The sequence below is a fragment of the Pedobacter sp. AW31-3R genome (assembly GCF_052180285.1).
Taxonomy (GTDB): domain Bacteria; phylum Bacteroidota; class Bacteroidia; order Sphingobacteriales; family Sphingobacteriaceae; genus Pedobacter.
Genome location: NZ_CP197475.1, coordinates 4,542,686 through 4,560,599 on the forward strand (window position 1 = coordinate 4,542,686; position 17,914 = coordinate 4,560,599).

At 42.8% G+C, this 17,914-nt stretch carries 14 protein-coding genes; 4 read left to right on the forward strand and 10 right to left on the reverse strand.

What is annotated here, in order from left to right; translation table 11 throughout:
• The 3 genes from ACSBL2_RS18675 to ACSBL2_RS18685 form a co-directional block, all read right to left on the reverse strand.
• Positions 1 to 261: a hypothetical protein gene (locus ACSBL2_RS18675; protein ID WP_442588072.1), complete on the reverse strand. Its 261-nt coding sequence runs from the start codon at positions 259 to 261 to the stop codon at positions 1 to 3.
• Entirely contained in the window at positions 254 to 796 is a 543-nt protein-coding gene (locus tag ACSBL2_RS18680) for an RNA polymerase sigma factor (RefSeq protein ID WP_442588073.1), read from the reverse strand. Before ACSBL2_RS18680 ends, ACSBL2_RS18675 begins: the two co-directional genes overlap by 8 nt.
• A 90-nt stretch (positions 797 to 886) precedes the next feature.
• Positions 887 to 1,426 carry a Crp/Fnr family transcriptional regulator gene (locus tag ACSBL2_RS18685; RefSeq protein ID WP_442588074.1) on the reverse strand — a complete coding sequence of 180 codons (540 nt, stop codon included), beginning with the start codon at positions 1,424 to 1,426 and terminating at the stop codon, positions 887 to 889.
• Between the two features lie 214 nt (positions 1,427 to 1,640).
• Here ACSBL2_RS18685 and ACSBL2_RS18690 point away from each other — a divergent pair, with 214 nt between their 5' ends.
• Together ACSBL2_RS18690 and ACSBL2_RS18695 are read left to right on the forward strand one after the other, a co-directional pair.
• Entirely contained in the window at positions 1,641 to 2,429 is a 789-nt protein-coding gene (locus tag ACSBL2_RS18690; protein ID WP_442588075.1) for a type 1 glutamine amidotransferase domain-containing protein, read from the forward strand.
• A 463-nt stretch (positions 2,430 to 2,892) separates the two neighbouring features.
• Positions 2,893 to 4,029, forward strand: a complete 1,137-nt coding sequence (locus tag ACSBL2_RS18695) for a DUF4932 domain-containing protein (RefSeq protein ID WP_442588076.1) — start codon at positions 2,893 to 2,895, stop codon at positions 4,027 to 4,029.
• 76 nt (positions 4,030 to 4,105) lie between these two features.
• Here the strand turns inward: ACSBL2_RS18695 and ACSBL2_RS18700 are convergent, their stop codons facing one another.
• A complete protein-coding gene (locus tag ACSBL2_RS18700) occupies positions 4,106 to 5,680 on the reverse strand; it encodes a Na+/H+ antiporter (RefSeq protein ID WP_442588077.1) in 1,575 nt (524 codons plus the stop codon).
• Between the two features lie 291 nt (positions 5,681 to 5,971).
• On the opposite strand from ACSBL2_RS18700, the gene ACSBL2_RS18705 reads away from it, so the two are divergent.
• Positions 5,972 to 7,384: an NAD-dependent succinate-semialdehyde dehydrogenase gene (locus ACSBL2_RS18705; protein ID WP_442588078.1), complete on the forward strand. Its 1,413-nt coding sequence runs from the start codon at positions 5,972 to 5,974 to the stop codon at positions 7,382 to 7,384.
• Positions 7,385 to 7,565: 181 nt separating this feature from the next.
• Here the strand turns inward: ACSBL2_RS18705 and ACSBL2_RS18710 are convergent, their stop codons facing one another.
• The 5 genes from ACSBL2_RS18710 to ACSBL2_RS18730 form a co-directional block, all read right to left on the reverse strand.
• A complete protein-coding gene (locus ACSBL2_RS18710) occupies positions 7,566 to 7,934 on the reverse strand; it encodes a YccF domain-containing protein (RefSeq protein WP_442588079.1) in 369 nt (122 codons plus the stop codon).
• Between the two features lie 100 nt (positions 7,935 to 8,034).
• The gene (locus ACSBL2_RS18715; RefSeq protein WP_442588080.1) at positions 8,035 to 8,991 is read right to left on the reverse strand and encodes a hypothetical protein; all 957 of its coding nucleotides are present in this window, start codon (positions 8,989 to 8,991) and stop codon (positions 8,035 to 8,037) included.
• Positions 8,992 to 9,185: 194 nt separating this feature from the next.
• A complete protein-coding gene (locus ACSBL2_RS18720; RefSeq protein ID WP_442588081.1) occupies positions 9,186 to 12,215 on the reverse strand; it encodes a TonB-dependent receptor in 3,030 nt (1,009 codons plus the stop codon).
• Positions 12,216 to 12,335: 120 nt separating this feature from the next.
• The gene (locus ACSBL2_RS18725) at positions 12,336 to 13,229 is read right to left on the reverse strand and encodes a FecR family protein (RefSeq protein WP_442588082.1); all 894 of its coding nucleotides are present in this window, start codon (positions 13,227 to 13,229) and stop codon (positions 12,336 to 12,338) included.
• A 154-nt stretch (positions 13,230 to 13,383) separates the two neighbouring features.
• Positions 13,384 to 13,974: an RNA polymerase sigma factor gene (locus ACSBL2_RS18730; RefSeq protein WP_442588083.1), complete on the reverse strand. Its 591-nt coding sequence runs from the start codon at positions 13,972 to 13,974 to the stop codon at positions 13,384 to 13,386.
• 201 nt (positions 13,975 to 14,175) lie between these two features.
• On the opposite strand from ACSBL2_RS18730, the gene ACSBL2_RS18735 reads away from it, so the two are divergent.
• The gene (locus ACSBL2_RS18735) at positions 14,176 to 16,089 is read left to right on the forward strand and encodes a DUF4153 domain-containing protein (RefSeq protein WP_442588084.1); all 1,914 of its coding nucleotides are present in this window, start codon (positions 14,176 to 14,178) and stop codon (positions 16,087 to 16,089) included.
• A gap of 164 nt (positions 16,090 to 16,253) precedes the next feature.
• On the opposite strand, the gene ACSBL2_RS18740 is transcribed toward ACSBL2_RS18735, so the two are convergent.
• A complete protein-coding gene (locus tag ACSBL2_RS18740) occupies positions 16,254 to 17,789 on the reverse strand; it encodes an IS1182 family transposase (protein WP_442587581.1) in 1,536 nt (511 codons plus the stop codon).
• Positions 17,790 to 17,914 lie beyond the last annotated feature (125 nt).

A 17,914-nucleotide genomic window follows, 5' to 3' on the forward strand; every position in this document is an offset into this window, starting at 1 on the left:
TTAATGCTTTTTAAAAAAGTTAGCCATGCGTTGCATAAAACCCTGATATTGAGGTTGAGTAGTTAAAGTATCCTGTACCGCCATAATCTCTGCCCTTATCTGTTGGCGGCTATATTTCCTGATCATGGCATAGGTTTCCTGTTGATACTGCACATCCTCCATTAAGTCACTATTCAATAACACCTTAGCTTGAAACAATAAGGCATCATCAGGCGCCAGCCGGCCAAAAAGATAATCGTCTATAGCTTTAATGTTATTCAATGAAGTCCGCATAGTGTAATGAATTTTGTTTAACTGTTTCCCTGACTTTTTCCAGGCATTTGTATTTTGCAACCGTTGCGGAATGCGTACCAGAATAGCCAAATAGCTTGGTGACTGTAGTTACCGGCAAGTGATCGTAATAATAAGCCTTCAGTAATTCCATGCATTTCTTGCCTGCAGTTTCCAGATAATGCAATATTTTGCCGGTTACAGGCCCTTCTTCAGGCATAACTTCAATGTCGAAATCATCCAGAGGCTGGTTTTGAATACTAGCCTTATAACGCTGTAACCATAGTTTTTTGGCAATCCCCAATAAATAGGCCTGCTCGTGGAGAATGGTTTCAGCCGGTCCTGAGCTAACTTTCTCGTAATAAATAACGAGCGTGTCCTGAAAAATATCCTGTGCTTCCTCAAAGCTACCGCCCATTCGTGCGATATGCCTTGCAACGCCAGGAAAGGCCTTTTTATAAAGCGCAATGAAGAAAGCTTCACGCAGTCCAGCCCTTGACAATGTGTGGTGATCCTTTGCTATCATAAGTGTTTATTATCAGGTGCATCAAATACACGAAATATCACCCATGAAATTGCAAAATATTTTAAAAAAGCGATAGCGTAAAAGGCAATCCTACAAACTTAGCCGGCTTAAGGTTTCCCTGGTTACGCCCAGATAGGCGGCAATCAGGGATTTTGGCACCCGCTGGAAAAGCGTAGGGTATTGTGCAAACAGCTGTTTATACCTGGAATGCGCATCATTTTTTAATAGTGCCATGACCCTTTTCTGCAGGTTAATGAATCCGGATGTCGTTTTTAAACTAAAGAAAGTTTCAAATTTATGGAGTTCAGCAGATAATTTCTGACGATCAGCAATGCTCAATACCAGTAACACGGTGTCTTCCAGACATGCTATAGAAAATTCGGCAGGTTCATGGCTGTGCAACGCATTATAATCCGATACCCACCAGTTTTCCATAGCAAACTGCAGGATATACTCTTTGCCATGATCATCCATCACAGAGGTTTTTAACAAGCCCTTAACTACAAAATATTCAGTGGTCACCAGATCTCCGGGATGACAGATAATCGCATGTTTCCTAAACTTCCTGACCTTAAAATGTGATGCGATATAGCCGAACTCTTCGTCTGTCAGTTCAACCATTTCGTTCATGTGTTTTTTTAACTCTTCATACATTAAGCTTGCATTCTATTCAGGAGATCTATTCATTCAGCAATTCATAAGCGTATATCAAATCAGGCTCCATGGTATTCATCTCATCAAATCAAAGACATCGCTGTGATGTAGGTCACTCGAAACCTGTGCGGTATGTCCTATCAAAGCGAAGGCCTTACACAGACCTTTGTCAGAAATAAATATTAAAACCATGAAATCAAAATTCAACTCCCTGCTGTTATTATTCGCTGTGATTGCCTTACCAGCATTCAGCCAGGCTAACAAAATTACAAATTTAAAAACTAAAAATATGAAGTCTAAAAAAGTGCTTATTGTCGTAACTTCCTTTGAAGATGTTGCCCCAGGAAAGAAAACAGGGATCTGGCTGGAAGAATTTACCACTCCTTATTATATTTTTAAAGAAAAAGGTATAGAGATGACCATTGCCTCACCAAATGGGGGTATTGTACCTATAGACCAGAAAAGTCTGCTGCCGGATTTTACCACTCCATCTACTACAAAGTTCTTAGCCGATGCTGCTGCCCGGGAAAGACTTCAAACCAGTGTGGAACTTTCAACTGTAAATGCTGCAGATTATGATGCCGTTTTTTATCCCGGCGGACATGGCCCGATGTGGGATCTTCCAAATAATTCCTACTCTATCGCCTTGATCAATACTTTCTATGAAAGTGGCAAGCCGGTTGCGCTGGTATGTCACGCCCCGGCTGCATTGCAAAATGTAAAAACAGCGGATGGTGAATACCTGATCAAAGGAAAAACAGTTTCAGGATTCACCAACAGTGAAGAAAAAACCGGACAGTCAGAGGATATGGCTCCTTTCCTGCTGGAAGATATGCTGAAAGAAAGAGGTGCTAAATATCAAAAAGGAGCAGACTGGGCTGCATTTGCAGTTCAGGATGGCGTATTGATCACAGGTCAGAACCCGGCATCAGCAGCGCTGGTAGCTGAAAAAATCCTTAATGCCCTGGGCGTTAAATAATACCTGATGACCAGCATCGACCTTTAATAGTTTATATACCTATTGGGTGTTAGCATTAGAAAAAAGACCTGTTGTTCCTTGCGGAAACAACAGGTCTTTTTTTGTGCATAGCTGAAAGCATGTCAGACTCATAAAAAAAATCAACAGTTCAGCTAATTTCATCAGAAATCACACAAAACAATACCTACTTATATAATTATTCTAAAGAAATACCTTCAATCCCCAAAAATCTATCTGAATTTAAACGTATGGACTTCTATAAAATCAAATATCCCATTAAGATCCACCACAAAGTTCAAATAACTCCTTTTTCTTCTAAAAACAAAATGTATCTTGTGGTGATTTAACCAAAACACAAATAGGACTGCATCTTTTTCATCAGTTGATAAGAGAAAGTGATCTTATTGAAGAAATATTCTGTTCAACACTACAAACAAAGCCACAAAAAACAAATATATAGCTAATGAAAAGAACCATATTATCCATTCTGTTATTCTCTGCTTCCACACTTTTATTCGCTCAGGACGGGCAAGTCAATTTCACAGAAAAATTCAAAAAGGAACATCAGGGTAAACACAAAATTGAAATCCATGAACTGAAAGAATTGATCCATATTATGATTGCCATAACTAAAACCGGGCAGGAAAATGATGATATGGTCCAGCAGAAAGGAAAATATTATCAGGATGTGTTAACGCATTTCAAAAAATATGAAAATGAGCAAATTATCAAAACCTTCGATTCGCTCATGATAAAAAGTCCGCTCAATTACGTCTATCTCACCGGCAACGCGATCAGTTATGATCTGAAAGACAATCAAATGGTCGCCAGCGATGTCTATATTTTTCCGGCACAACAAGTCTCCTCTAATGAGGCCATTACCGAAAATCCGGTGACTACCTATAAAAAGGAAATTGAGGAATTCGCTCAAAAATCAAACTTCAGGGAATTTTACAGCCTTCAAAAGCCATTTTATAACACACTGATTGAAGATTATGAGAAAAATGCAAATGTGGGTAAACAATGGAAATGGCTGGAAAAGAACTTCAAAACAAAAGTCAACAGTTACCTGATCCTCTGCTCTCCATTAATCAACGGACTAAATTATACAGAAGGCTACACGAATAATAAATTCAAACTGATTCAAATGGTCCTTCCTCCATTGGAAGACAATCCCAAACGCACAAAAAAATTAAATGACGCCTTTAATACCAGAGGAATGTTCACGGAGATTGACCACAACTACACCGGCACTCCAAGTGAGCATTACGAAAAAGAAATCAATGCTTCACTTGCAAACAGGGAAAAATGGGTGAACCCAAAAACCGAAGGAACACAGTATTATTCAAATCCAAAAGCAGTTTTTAATGAATACATGACCTATGCGGTTTTTGTGCTGTACTGCGAGTCCATTTACAAGGATGATCAGGAACTATTGGGTCAGGTCCGTGATGAAGTAAACAGTGTCATGAGCAATCAAAGAGGCTTTATAAAGATGAAAGAATTCAACACTTATTTAGCCGGACTGCACCAACAACATAAAAAGAAAAAAATAGACGACCTGTATCCGGAACTGCTGGAATGGTGCGCCAAACAATAACTAAACATCGTGTAATACAACACTATCCAGGCGTATTGCTGACCTCCGCATCCTTGCGGAGGTCAGCAATACGCTTTTAGACTGAACGGAGTTTTTCCTCCTCCAGATCGAGCGTAAGCAGGTTCTTACGGATAATATCTTCATCCAGCAGTTGTTCATTTCTATTCTTCGCCAACAGCCAGTTTCGTTGTTCCTCTAACAGGTCCTGGTAAATCCTTCTCAATTCTTCTGAAATTGCCACATCCTGGGTATCAAGTAACTTTTGTTCCCATTTCAGTACCATCTGTTGAAGAACCGGCTGCCCGACAAGCGCTTCACTATGATTTTCTTTCAGGTAATGCAGCACATGTGCGGCAAGTTCCTTTTTCAGCTGCTGGTCAGCCTCCTCTTCCGATAAAAGTTGATCCGGATCCGATAACTTCATCTTCCTGATCAGGACAGGTAAAGTAAGTCCCTGCAACAATAAAGTAAGAAGGATCACAATGAAAGTGATGAATAAAATCAGGTTCCGCTGGGGGAATTCGCGGCCATCAGACAATTGCACCGGAATAGAAAGCGCAGCAGCAAGGGAAACTACGCCCCGCATTCCAGCCCAGCCCAACACAGTGGGGCCTTTTATACCCGGATTTCGTGTGCTCGCCACAGTGATAAAGTTACGGGCAATCAGGGTGACAACAACGGCTCCATAAGCCGATAATAAGCGACCAAAAATCAGTACTCCGGTAATCAATACCCCATATCCGATTGCGGCAGGTAGTCCTACCCCACCCAGGCCCTCCATGATTTCAGGAAGCTCAAGGCCAATCAGCATAAACACCAATCCATTCAGCACAAAACAAAAGCTTTCCCATACGTTCGATCCGCGAAGGCGTGAACTGCTGCTCAGAAAGAGATGACGCTTATTCGACAGATACAGTCCACCGCACACCACCGCCAGCACGCCTGAACTGTGCAGTTCCTCTGCCGCGATGTACATCAGGTAGGGAGCAACGATGGTCAGCACAATATCCATATTTGAATTCGTAGGGAGATATTTGTGCATTTTCATAAAAATCAGACCTATCAGCACACCTATCCCAACACCACCGACCAGCATCCAGGCAAAACTTCCTAAAGCCTCAACCCATACAAACTGTCCCGTAGCCAGGGCGATTAGTGCAAAACGAAAAATAATCAGTGAAGAAGCATCATTCAACAAACTCTCCCCTTCCAGAATGGAATGCATAAACCTGGGGATCTTTACAAATTTTAGAATGGCACCTGCACTCACGGCATCCGGAGGGGAAACAATTGCCCCCAGCAGCAGGCCAAGTACCAAGGAAAAACCGGGGATAAAATAATTGGCAACAAAGGCTACCGAAAATGCGGTCAGGAAAACCACGATAAAAGCAAAACTACCGATGATCCGTCGCCAGCGCCATAATTCCTTCCAGGAGATATCCCAGGAAGCCTGGTATAACAATGGCGGCAGAAAAATGATAAAAATGAATTCCGGATCGACCTTGGTAACCGGAACGAAAGGGATAAAACTAATGAGCAGTCCACCCAGTACCAGGAGTATCGGGTAAGCAACCCTGATCTTCTCTGCCAGCATGATGAGCATGATAATAATGACAATGAGAATCAGATAAAAAGGAAAGTATTCGAGCATATTTAAATTTTATTTGTGTGCAGCTGATGTAGATCAGGACAAAACTCCGGGTCTTCCCATCGGAACCAATCCATTTTAAATTTAGCAAATCCGACCCCATTCTCCTAATGGTACATTGGCAAACCTTTTAACTCCAGAAAGTTCCGGTTCCAATTTACAATATAACAGTGTAATGACACACCATTTTCTATAGCTATACGTTTTACACTATAACTTCATCATACTTTCCGATATAAACTACCTTTCAGTAAGTATGATGGAAATTTTAATCTAATTACTAAAAATAAGATTATGGAAATTGTTTCAGAAAAGAAAAAATCGACTATTAAATCGATAAACCCCTTTGACAACAGCTTAAACAAAGAGTTTGAGGTATTTACAAAAGAAGAAGTGAACGAACGCTTAGATCTCGCCACGGATGCTTTCCGGTCCTGGAAAAAGACTTCGTTCAGCGAGCGGGCAGACTTATTGCATAAAGTCGCGAATATTTTCAGGGAACGAAAGGAGGAACTTGCGAAACTTGCAAGTTTAGAAATGGGAAAAAAAGTGAAAGAAGCAGTAGCTGAAGTAGAACTCAGCGCGAATATATTTGACTACTACGCGGATAAAGGAGCAGAATTTTTAGCAGATAAGGAACTGGAAACACCGGAAGGAAAAGCTTTCCTAAGTTATGAACCATTGGGGGTACTGCTGAGTGTTCAGCCCTGGAACTTCCCTTTTTATCAGGTCACACGTTCTGCTGCACCAAATATTATGGCAGGAAATACAATGGTATTGAAGCATGCCTCCATTGTGCCGCAATGTGCAGCAATTGTAGAAGAGATATTCCTGGAAGCAGGTGCACCGAAAGGGGTATACCAGAATCTATTTCTGCCCGGTGCCAGCGTGACTGACCTGGTATCGGATGAAAGGGTTAAAGCAGTAACCCTTACTGGAAGTGAGCCAGCAGGTGCAAGTATTGCCGCAGCCGCAGGTAAGAACATTAAAAAATCAACCCTTGAATTGGGGGGAAGTGATCCCTTTATTGTACTGGATGATGTGGACGTAGACCAGGTAGCCACTGCCGCTGTTTATGGAAGGATGTGGAACGCCGGACAAGTGTGTACTTCTGCAAAAAGGATCATTGTGCATGAGCGCATTGCGGACGCATTTTTAGCAAGGGTGAAAGACCTGATGGGGAAACTGAAAGTCGGAAATCCATTGGATGAATCGACGGATGTGGCTCCATTAAGCAGTGAAAAAGCAGCAGAAGAGGTCGTGAGACAAGTTGATCAGGCTGTCAGCGATGGCGCAACACTGGAATTGGGTGGAAAACGCGTAGCAGGTACTGCCGGAGCATTTGTTGAACCTACCCTGCTTACCCATATTAAAAAAGGAAACTCTGCCTACAGTGACGAAATCTTCGGTCCGGTATTCATGTTTTACGTGGTGAAGGATGATGAAGAAGCCGTTGCCCTGGCAAACGATACGGAGTTCGGCCTTGGAGGTTCTGTATTTAGTCAGGATGAACAGCGGGCTGTAGCTATAGCCAGACAAATTGATACAGGAATGGTGTATATTAATCACATGACCGGAATATCACCGGAATTACCTTTCGGAGGGACTAAAAAATCAGGTTATGGACGCGAACAATCCCCAGCAGGAATCTATGAATTCGTGAATCCGAAACTTATACGGATTACCAGCATCGATAAACCTTATTAGGAGATGAGCATCAGCAAAAAGAGGAAATCCGAACAGATTTCCTCTTTTTGTTTTTATACACTTTTCTATGAAAAGTTCTTTGCTAACGAACGACCTCTTAATGCAGTCCCAATACGATCTCCCATTGAACGCTTTTTGTTTTGGATGCTTTTTGCTTGGAATACTTTTTCTCTGCAAAAGATTAACTTATCGACTTCCCGAATGGCGAGAATGCCAGATTCATTAGCTTAAAGTGCTGCATTCCAAACGGAATACCTACAATCGTCAGACAGAAAAGGATACCAAACAGCAGGTGGGTCAACACAATCCAGAATCCACCAAAGATCAGCCAGATGATATTCATCACAGTCGACAGGCAACCTGTATTTGAAGCGATATCTGTAATTTTTACACCAAATGGTGCCAGTCCAACTACAGCAAACTTAATACATTGTATACCAAAAGGAATTCCCACGATGGTCAGACACAGGATTAAACCTCCAATGAGATACTCAAAAAAGATAAATATTCCTCCAAATACGATCCAGATAATGTTGCCTATAAAGTTCATTTCAAAAATTTAAAGTAAGACGAACAAACTGTCAATTCGTTACAGAAATTCTTGCTTCGTCTACATAAAGAAATTCTTTTCCTATGCCATTACGCCGTATTTACCTGCTGCTTTTACTGCTATATTCACTGATATAAGGTTTCTCTGCCGATTTTCTTTTGATCTCCGTGCTGGTAAAAAAACCTGTTCCATCCGGTTTAAAACAGATCCCTTCACTTTGGTTTTCTTTGAGATGAGGAATTTTTGAGGGAGCCGCAGCCATTGCTTCAGCAACAGAGACCTCCGCTTTTTTCTCCCACAAATAAATTGCTGAGCGGGACCGCAAGATGATCCTGGCTCCATCCCTGGAAATATCGCCCCCGGTGATTTTCTCAAACGGCATACGCAACATCGGCTGCGCCACCACCACATCAGACGTACTCCAGTTCAGTTTATACAAGGTTGCACCCGATGTTTCCTTACTGACTATCCAGATATCGGAACTGTTGTGGTCAACCAGGATAGTTTCCGCATTCACCGGACCATTCGGATAGACAATTTTCATCTGCTGGGGCACAACTTTAATATCTTTCCCAGGAAACATAGGTTCAGGGAACCTGAAAATCTGGACCTCCTCATATTTACGGCCATTGTCGCCAATATTTGCCACATAAATATAAGACGTAGAGTCTACAGCCGACCTGGCAACAGAGATATCCTCCCAGTCACGATTCTCCAGCCCTTCAAGCCAGATACTGCCCGTGTTTTTACCCAGCGTATTGATGATGCTGATCTTATTCGTACACTTACTGTCTTCATGGGTATATAAAAGACCCGGATGATTTACACTAAATGCCAGACCTGAAGATTCCATAAGGGAAGTATCTTCCAGTGCAAATATTGCAGGCACACTATCCACATAACTGTTACTGTCCTGCAAACCGCTGAGTTGATAGGTGACAACAGTAGTTTTTTCTGGTATCCGCTCTTCTTTTTTGGTCTTGCATGCTGTAAAACACATGGCTATACATAAATAACCTATTATACTTTTAGTATATATTTCTCTTGTAATTTTCATGTTTATCTAATTTGTTGTAAAGAGGATGAAGTTTTCATGAGGCAGTCGCACCAGTGTGCTATAAAAATCATGATGTTTCCTTCGTTTATTATTTTATTAAAATGGTGGGGCTTTCCTCAGGTATTTACGTTGCTGTGCATGGTAACTGATAAGCCCCACCTGTTCCTTTTGTTTTTATCAATTCCCTGATCCTTCTAGAATGCGGAATACCTGAATCCGATATTTCCCCACACTCCGTAATTCCGGTCATTGTCTGGTCGCCCATCCCTGTATCTCGTAGAAATCGGGGCATTAGTCAGGTTATTGAGTCCTGCAAAGACAGAAAACTTTTTATAGATCTTTTGCGAAGCGGAAAAGTCAAGCTGTGTACGTCCGTTTTCCATACTATCTTCAGCAGGTGTATTCCCTACAGATCTCACATAGGTACCATAAAAGTTGGCGGCAATCCTGCCGGAGAAACCATACTTCTGATAAGAGATAGCAATATTCCCCGAACTCGGACGGGCATCCGGCAATGCTACTTTACGTCCCTCATCTACATTTGGGGTACGCATTTCCGACCACACGCGCGTATAGTTTGCATATATTCCAAGTCCGTTCAAAGCACCGGGAAGGAAAGTAAACTGTTGCTGCCATGCAAACTCAAGGCCATAGACCGTTGCATTTTTACCATTCCTTGGTGTCTCAATGGTGTATCCATCCCACTCCCCGCCAATCTGATCTACCTTTTCCTTGTAGACTTTATTCTTTACATCTTTATAGAAGAATCCGGCCGACAGGAGTCCCACCGACTGAAAATAATGTTCAGCCATCAGGTCATAATTATTGGTAAAAGCCTGTGTCAGGTCGGGGTTTCCCCTTTTGATATTTCCATTATCTTCACGCACTTCTTCCCATGGTACCAGGTCAAAATATCCGGGGCGGGACAGGGAACGTGTTGCCGCAGCCCTCAGGTTGGTTCTTTTGGTTAGCGCATAACGCAGGTTCACACTTGGCAGGAAACCGTCAAAATCCTTATCAGCATGAACATTGATGGCATCCACATATACATCATCAGGTCCCAGGACCAGCATATTTCCGGTATACTTTAATCCCGTTCTTTCGTATCGAACTCCTGCAACCATTTCCAGCGCACCAACATTCCAGGTGGCCATCATATACGCTGCCTTTAAAGTCTCGGTACCTTCATAAGTATCAGGTGTAGAATTACGGATACTCCCCGTTTCATCAATTTCGAATGCTGCAGGATGCTGTAACCGGTAATTATTCAGCGAAAGCGCATCTGGAAAAAGGCTTAGTCCATAGCTGTCATGGAAAAAGTCAGAGCGGCTGAAGGGAGAAACAAAATTGGTAAGGGTCAGTTTATCCACTGCCGCATACTCATCTTCGCCACGGTTCCTGTTCGTCGACTTATGTCTGAAACGTCCTCCTACCTGGAAATATCCCTGATCTTTAGAGAAAATACGGAAAGGATACTTAAAATTCAGCTTCGCATTCCAGTCTTCATCTTCCGCTTCATCCCTCCGGTCACGCAGGTACTTGTAGGCAAACAACTCAGGATCCATCACCCCAGCTTTATCAAAAGCAATCTGAGGGGCTTCAGGATTCCCCAGATCAATATCCCCGGCAAGTTTCTTCTGTTCAAAGACAGTCCTTACATCTTTCTTACTCTTAAAAAATCCACCGGCATAACTCACATCATAATCCATTTGCAACCTTCCCAGGAACTTCTTTCCACCCGTTGAGAACATCATGGTATTACGGGCACTCTCCCTGTACCAGCCATTGCCTTCAAGGGTGATATTCTCTGCACGGTCGTGTGTCGTATAATCTTTTATGGAATAATTCAGGTTATGCTGCTGCTGAACATCCAGGTAGCCATTATAACTTCCTCTCAGATAGAACAATTCATTCTCTCTGGGATAAAAATTCAATTCTGCCTGCACACCAAAATTGCGGAGTTTCAAATCTGTCGCTTCCAGCTCAATACCTTTTAGTAAAGTATACAGCTCCTCATCGCCAAGCGCACTGCCGTACGACTTCTTGATCCTGTCCTCACCACGACCGGATTTACTATAATTTCCACCCACAATAAATCCCCATTTATCTTTCCTCGCCCCATAGGTAAGTCCCCCGTCAAAACTGCCCTTGGATGACATCATATTGTATCCTCCTGAACTTCTGATATCGAGAAACTGCGATTGTCCCGGCGGTGTCTTGGTGACGATATTAATCGTTCCTGCAGTACCATCCGCATCCATATCCGGGGTCAGTGTTTTCACCACTTCAATACGGTCTACCGTAGCCGCAAGGATCCCGTTTAAGTCGACCGTTCTGTAGCGTGGTTCAGTTGAAGGCACCCTGTTTCCATTGATCGTCACCGATCCGTCTTCAGCCTCCAGCCCCCTCATAATTACAGCCTGGGGGCGACCATAAGAATAGGCCATCGTTAAACCGGGAACACGTTGCAGGGATTCCCCTACAGTCAGATCAGGAAAACGTTCAATCTGTTCCTGCGACAACACATACTTCATATTCGTCGCTTCCTTCATCACACTCAGGGCGGTCGCTTCTCCACGCCGCATTCCAGTCACCGTAACCCCTGCCAATGCCTTGGTATTCGGGCTCAGCTCAATCCGGAGCGGTTGCAATTGCACACCTTCCAGTAAGGCAACGCTGATCTTCTGCTTTTCAAAGCCCATATAAGAAACAACAATTTCATAATTGCCATATTCCACGGGCGGAAAACTGAAAGATCCGCGTTCGTCAGTCGTAGTCACCAAAGAAGCAGGTTTCAGCTGTACACTGGCAAAAGGCAACTGATGACCTTCCCCATCCAGCACACGACCGGAAATCACTCTCGGGGCCTGTGTCTGTTGTTTTGACTTCTGATAAAGGACAATCCCTTTTCCCTGGATCACAAAATCTACTTCTTCCTTTTCCAGAAGGATTCGTAATGCCTGCGGAAGGGTCACATTCTTCAGGTTCAGCACCCTGGATTTCCGGCCTGCCTTAAACAGATCGGACTGATACTCCAGCGCATAATTGTTATCCTGTGCCAGTTTGCTAAGCTCTTCTTTCAGGCTTTGGCCGGAAGTCACCACATTGATGACAGCGGCCTGTTGGGCCCTGGTACTGTTCGGGAGCATTACATGGAATGCAGTTAAAAAGGCCAGCATAGAGATATAATGCCTGGCGACTCTGATTTTAAATAAAAAAAGCATAATTTTGATTGGATATCAATTAATTGATTTGGTAAACATTTATTCTTTACGCCCTGTTAGAGCAGGGCGTAATTTTATTTGAGGGGTTATTTGGTAATTTATTTATTCTTATTTATCTTCTCAGTCGGCTGATGCTTTAACATAAATGGTATCTGCTTTACGCGACATTTGCATTTCTCCCATCAGTTCCAGCTTACCTATCGCTTCCTGTAAGGTTATTTTATCCAGCTGAACCGTATAATTACGGGTAAGTTCCACACGTTTACTCACTTCAAATTTCACCCGATGAACCCGCTCCAGATCGGCAAGGATCTTTGAAAGCGGCTGGTCCAGGTAATGGTAAACCCCGGAAGTCCAGGAATCACTTTCAGCGGCTACAACTTTCTGCACATTCAGCCTCGCCTTTTCAGAAATCATAGACACCATATAACCGGGGGTAATGATCCTGCCCGACTCACTCTGGCGGCTAGCCACCATCACCTTTCCGGTTTTTACCCTGACTTCCTCCTTCTCATTCCTATAGGCACGAATATTAAAAGAGGTTCCCAAAACTTTAATGCTTAACATCTTTGTTGTTGCAACAAAAGGAACCTGTGGATTTCTGGCGACTTTAAAAAATACCTCTCCATGATCCAGAAAAACCTTACGGCGTTTTTTCCAGCCGTCAGTGGCAATTCCAACCCGCGTATCGGCATTTAACTGCAACACAGAACCATCAGCCAGTGTAACCGATTTCTGTTCCCCGGCCCGGGTCTGATAGTACTGGTAACCGGCTGAAGGATCCGCTGAAAGAAAATAAAAACTGACACTGCACAGCACAGCAACCAATGCCGCCGCAGCACTATAGCTGTACAGGCGTATCCTTCGTTGCCGCTGTTTCGATGCCAGGGCATGCCGCTCAAGGTTTTGCCAGATCGAATTCCTGAGTTCATGCCTTTTATGGCTGTCCTCAAGTTCAGGTATAAAAATATCGTTCTCCTGAAAACTTCCTGATGTATGCTCGCTTTTCTCCATTCTCATCTATTTCTTGTTCGGCTGCTTCCTGCAGCACACCATGAAGTGGCAGAAAATCCGGAAAGGTACTTTAAGCCAGTGTTAAGTCTACATTAAATTAGCAGCACAACAAAAGGCAAGGGATATTCCTTCGGTAAACAGCGCAGCAAGCGCATTAAAAAAACAGGAACAGGATGAAACCTGCAAAAGTATCCATATTCAGTATAGCCTCTTTCAATCGCTGGCGTGCAGCATGAAGATTATTTTTTACCGTCTGTTCAGAAATATTCAATTCTGCGGCCATTTCCCTGATTGCGGGACCTTTGTCACGGAACAATTCAATGCATTTGCGCATCGTTTCAGGCATCTTCCCTATCGTCTCCCGGATACAGGCTTCGGTCTCCCTGGACGCAATCAGTTCATCCGTATACGCTATACCCGATAATTCCAGGTGCAGCTCATCATCTAAAGACACCGGGATCTTATCTCCCTGTCTCCTGAAATAATTATTCACCTGATTTCGGGCCATCCCATACATATAGGCATCGAGCGACTTCACCTTCAGCTGCCGGCGTTTATCCCAAACGGCAATAAATAAATCCTGCAGGATATCTTTTGTCAGATCCGAATCGAGTACACGGCTATAGATTTTCCGGTAAAGGACAGGCCAGTATTGATCAAACAACTGCTCATAGGCTGCTATATCCCCATCAGACAGCTTATTTAATAAGATATGTTCACTGGCGTTCGAATCAGTCTGATACATCAACACAAAGTTAATTCACTCAGGTTAATTCGGTATTAAGCCTGAAGATTTGTAAAACGCAGCTAAAGAGGAATACATAACACCTGGATCTTTCCGGGATTCCAGACATATCACGCCCGTCATTTATCACAATGGTATAGAATTAGAGCGAAATACTATTTTATGATTAATTTTAAATAAATTCGTTAAAACTGATTGCATATGGCATTCCCATCATTACAAAGTTTATTATCAAGTACCCGCTACGTAGGGAAACGTTTTCCTTTCGAAATCCTGTTTGCCCTTGCAGGCACGATAGCTGCAAGTATCAATGTAGAAGTCAAAAACATTGAACCAGTGATGGAAAACTGGTGTATACGGGTGATGATGGTAGCCAACCTGGGTGTACTCCTCAGTATGGCTGCTACGCTCTATCTGGAAAGTAAGGGGGAGAAAAATTCAGGGAAGCTGATCTTTAAAATGGTCACTGCCATAGCTGCAGCTTCACTGATATTCCTGATCAATCCGATGGAACACCAGGCAGATGCCATGCGTTTTTTACTATTGTGCCTGGCCTCACACCTGCTTGTTGCCTTTACGGCATTCCTCAATCGCGGTACCATACAGGGCTTCTGGCAATTTAACAAAACACTCTTCTTACGGATCACCACCAGCGCATTGTACAGTGTGGTCCTCTTCCTCGGACTTGCAGCTGCAATAGGCGCCATGAACCTCTTGTTCAACTTTGATTTTAAATACGATACCTTTCTGATCCTCTTCATCTGGATAGCAGGGATGTTCAACACCATATTCTTCCTTGCCGGCGTCCCCCAGGACCTGCCGGCGCTCGACAAAGATTTCAGCTATCCCAAGGGACTTAAGATTTTCACCCAATATGTATTGATTCCATTGGCTACGGTATACGTAGCGATCTTATTGGCCTATGAGATCAAAATACTGATCCAGTGGAACCTGCCAAAAGGATATGTATCCAACCTCATTTTGGGCTATGCCGTGTTCGGCATTCTTTCCCTGTTGCTGGTCTTCCCCATTCGCGAACAGGAAGAAAACAAATGGATAAAAACCTTTGCCAACAGCTTTTATTTTTTAATGCTGCCCCTGCTTGCCCTGTTATTTTTAGCGGTAGGCACCCGGATATTCAGTTACGGCATTACCGAATCCAGGTATTTCCTGATCCTCCTTGCGGTCTGGTTACTGTTTATCTCCGTCTATTTTCTGCTTTCACGCAAACAGAACATCAAAGTCATCCCTGTTACCCTCTGTATCCTTGCATTGCTTTCTGTGTATGGTCCGCAAAGTGCTGAGTCGGTCGCAATCCTTTCCCAGAAAAGAATCCTCGTCAAGCAATTTAAAAAACATCGTGCCTTCAGCAATGGAAAGCTAAGCAAAGTAAAGAACCTCAGTAAAAAAGATGGCGAACGTGCTATTGCAACAGTAGATTACCTGGTCAGAAAATACGATCTGGAGGTTTTGCAACCCTATATCGACAAGGACCTGGAGAAGGTGAAAGACTCCTTAAAGAAAATATCAAAGAATAAATACAACCACGACAGATTTGACCGCTACCTGTTCCAGGAAGAAAAACTAAAATGGATGGAGCGTCATCTGGGTTTGGAAAAATTCGCCTATCCCGGTCTACCCAATATACAAGATCCCGAAAATACTTATTACAGGATTGGCACGCAGCAGGAGAATGCAGTGAGCGTGAAAGGATATGACATCATCGTGCAGGGAATATATTACAATAATGAGCTGACCAAAAGCAACATAGAACAGGTAACAATCAAACAGTATTATCAAAATGGCTCACTGGTAGTGGAGATCAATGGCGAACGGATCCGCTACGACCTGAAAAAACTACTGTCCGATCTCATTACAAATCACAAAAATGCGGCTGCCTACAAAGGTCAGCCGGATAAAGATCAGCTGAATACTGGTCCTAAATACGATTATATTTTTCCCAGGTCAATGATGAGTATGACTAAAAACACGAAGAACTTTAGTGTGACCTATACCATAAATTCTTTAAACGGAACCATTTATACGGGTGCAGATCAGGCTAAAACAAGTCTAAGTCAGGTGGATGGTATTTTATTGATCAGGAAAAACAAGTAACCAGAAAAGACAACACCTCAATATATACAAAAAGGAAGAGGCTGTATCAAATTAGATGATGCAGCCTTTTTTATTTTAATAAGTTTTGTACCATCTCTGGACACCAACGCGTTCATTTGCATTTTAGTCATCTGATTTTGAAAAAGGTCAATGAAACAGCTCTTTTAGGCTGCTTTTTTTCTGATATTTTGTGCAATTGCGAGTAAGCCCCATTCGATGGCCACTTTTTCCTTTCCACGGAGCCTAAAGCGGCGGAACCCGTGGTTCTGTTTGATATTTCCGAAGACAGGTTCTACATCATAACATCGTTTCTTTCGCCGCTGTATTCCTTCTTCGCTGTTCAGCTTTTCGAATGCGTTTTGCTTAAGCCTGTTCAGGTTTTCATTGATTTCAATGATGCGGTTCTCTTTTGATTTATGGCAAACTGCTCTCATAGGACAGTTTTCACAATTCCTTGCCTGGTATCTTTTAAGGGTTTGCTTAAAGCCTGTTGTCGTCTTTTTTGTGTAAGACCCGATTGACAGCATTTGCTGGCCCATTGGGCAGATATAACAATCCTGCTGCTGGTTATAAAAAAGCTTGTCTGCCCCAAAAGGAGATTTGCTGTTGTACTTACCCTTCTGCTGTTTATCGAACATGCCATATTTCACAAAAGCCTCAACTTTCTGATCTTCCAGCAGTTGGTAGTTTTCCTCAGAACCATAGCCTGCATCTGCTGTAAGTTTCTTTGGTGCTTTTCCAAAGCTGCTTACGTGTTGTTCCAGGTGGATCTTCAGGGTAGTCGTGTCGGTTGGGTTGGGATGTATCGTGTAATTGACGATAAACTGGTTAGAGGTAGATATCTGTACATTATAGCCGGGCTTCAGCTGTCCGTTTTTCATGTGGTCTTCTTTCATCCGCATGAAAGTAGCATCTGTATCTGTCTTGCTATAACTGTTTCTCTCGCCCAAAATAGCCTCCTGAGCTTCATATCTGGCTATATTCTGCGGATAATTTTTAGTTACATAATTTAGCTTATCCTTCACTTTCTTGTCTATATCTTTCCGCCCGGCAAGCTTTTCATTCAGCTGCTCTACAGCTTGCTTTACCTTCTCACTATCAATCTGTTTAAAATCAGGCGGCTCAGGCATCTTGTCTTCATCACTGGCCACCTGTTGCGCATATTCCCAAATGTGGGTCAGCTGCTTTTTCATTTTTTCCTTATTGGTCTGAATGGATTTCTTCCAGACAAAAGTGTACCTGTTGGCACTAGCTTCGATCTTAGTCCCGTCGGTATTGATTTCCTCAATGCTTAATAAGCCTTCAGCGGCAAGTAGTTTTACCACATCCTCAAATACACTGCGAAGGGCATGTTTCAGGCGTACACCCCGGAAACGGTTGATGGTATTGTGATCTGGGTAGCTCATGGAGCTCAGCCACATAAAGTAGATGCTTTCACGGCAAGCGGCAGCCAGCTTACGGCTCGAATAGATATTGGTGAGATAACCATAAACCAGAACTTTAAGCAAAAGTTGGGGATGATAGCTGGAACTGCCTTTAATGTGGTAGGCTTTTAGAAGAGGTTCTATACTAATCTTATTAATCACCTCATTTACAACTCTAACAGGATGGGAATCAGGAATTAATTCATCAAGAGTGGGCGGGATGGCAAGAATCTGCTGTTGGTTATAGGGCTTAAATACGGGTTCTCTGATTGCCATATCTAGTGTGTTTTAATACATTAAATATATGAAAATCAAATAATTGTGTCAATAGTGCTGCGAAAAAATGTTATAAAAAATAAGCAGAGACAGAAGCTATAAATAAAAAAAGAGGCTGATCATGA

Coding starts and splice junctions, on each gene's coding strand:
- ACSBL2_RS18705 (WP_442588078.1), top strand. CDS start 5,972: ATGGAAATTGTTTCAGAAAAGAAAAAATCGACTATTAAATCGATAAAC.
- ACSBL2_RS18685 (WP_442588074.1), bottom strand. CDS start 1,426: ATGAACGAAATGGTTGAACTGACAGACGAAGAGTTCGGCTATATCGCA.
- ACSBL2_RS18725 (WP_442588082.1), bottom strand. CDS start 13,229: ATGGAGAAAAGCGAGCATACATCAGGAAGTTTTCAGGAGAACGATATT.
- ACSBL2_RS18700 (WP_442588077.1), bottom strand. CDS start 5,680: ATGCTCGAATACTTTCCTTTTTATCTGATTCTCATTGTCATTATTATC.
- ACSBL2_RS18710 (WP_442588079.1), bottom strand. CDS start 7,934: ATGAACTTTATAGGCAACATTATCTGGATCGTATTTGGAGGAATATTT.
- ACSBL2_RS18695 (WP_442588076.1), top strand. CDS start 2,893: ATGAAAAGAACCATATTATCCATTCTGTTATTCTCTGCTTCCACACTT.
- ACSBL2_RS18740 (WP_442587581.1), bottom strand. CDS start 17,789: ATGGCAATCAGAGAACCCGTATTTAAGCCCTATAACCAACAGCAGATT.
- ACSBL2_RS18690 (WP_442588075.1), top strand. CDS start 1,641: ATGAAATCAAAATTCAACTCCCTGCTGTTATTATTCGCTGTGATTGCC.
- ACSBL2_RS18680 (WP_442588073.1), bottom strand. CDS start 796: ATGATAGCAAAGGATCACCACACATTGTCAAGGGCTGGACTGCGTGAA.
- ACSBL2_RS18730 (WP_442588083.1), bottom strand. CDS start 13,974: ATGTATCAGACTGATTCGAACGCCAGTGAACATATCTTATTAAATAAG.
- ACSBL2_RS18715 (WP_442588080.1), bottom strand. CDS start 8,991: ATGAAAATTACAAGAGAAATATATACTAAAAGTATAATAGGTTATTTA.
- ACSBL2_RS18720 (WP_442588081.1), bottom strand. CDS start 12,215: ATGCTTTTTTTATTTAAAATCAGAGTCGCCAGGCATTATATCTCTATG.
- ACSBL2_RS18735 (WP_442588084.1), top strand. CDS start 14,176: ATGGCATTCCCATCATTACAAAGTTTATTATCAAGTACCCGCTACGTA.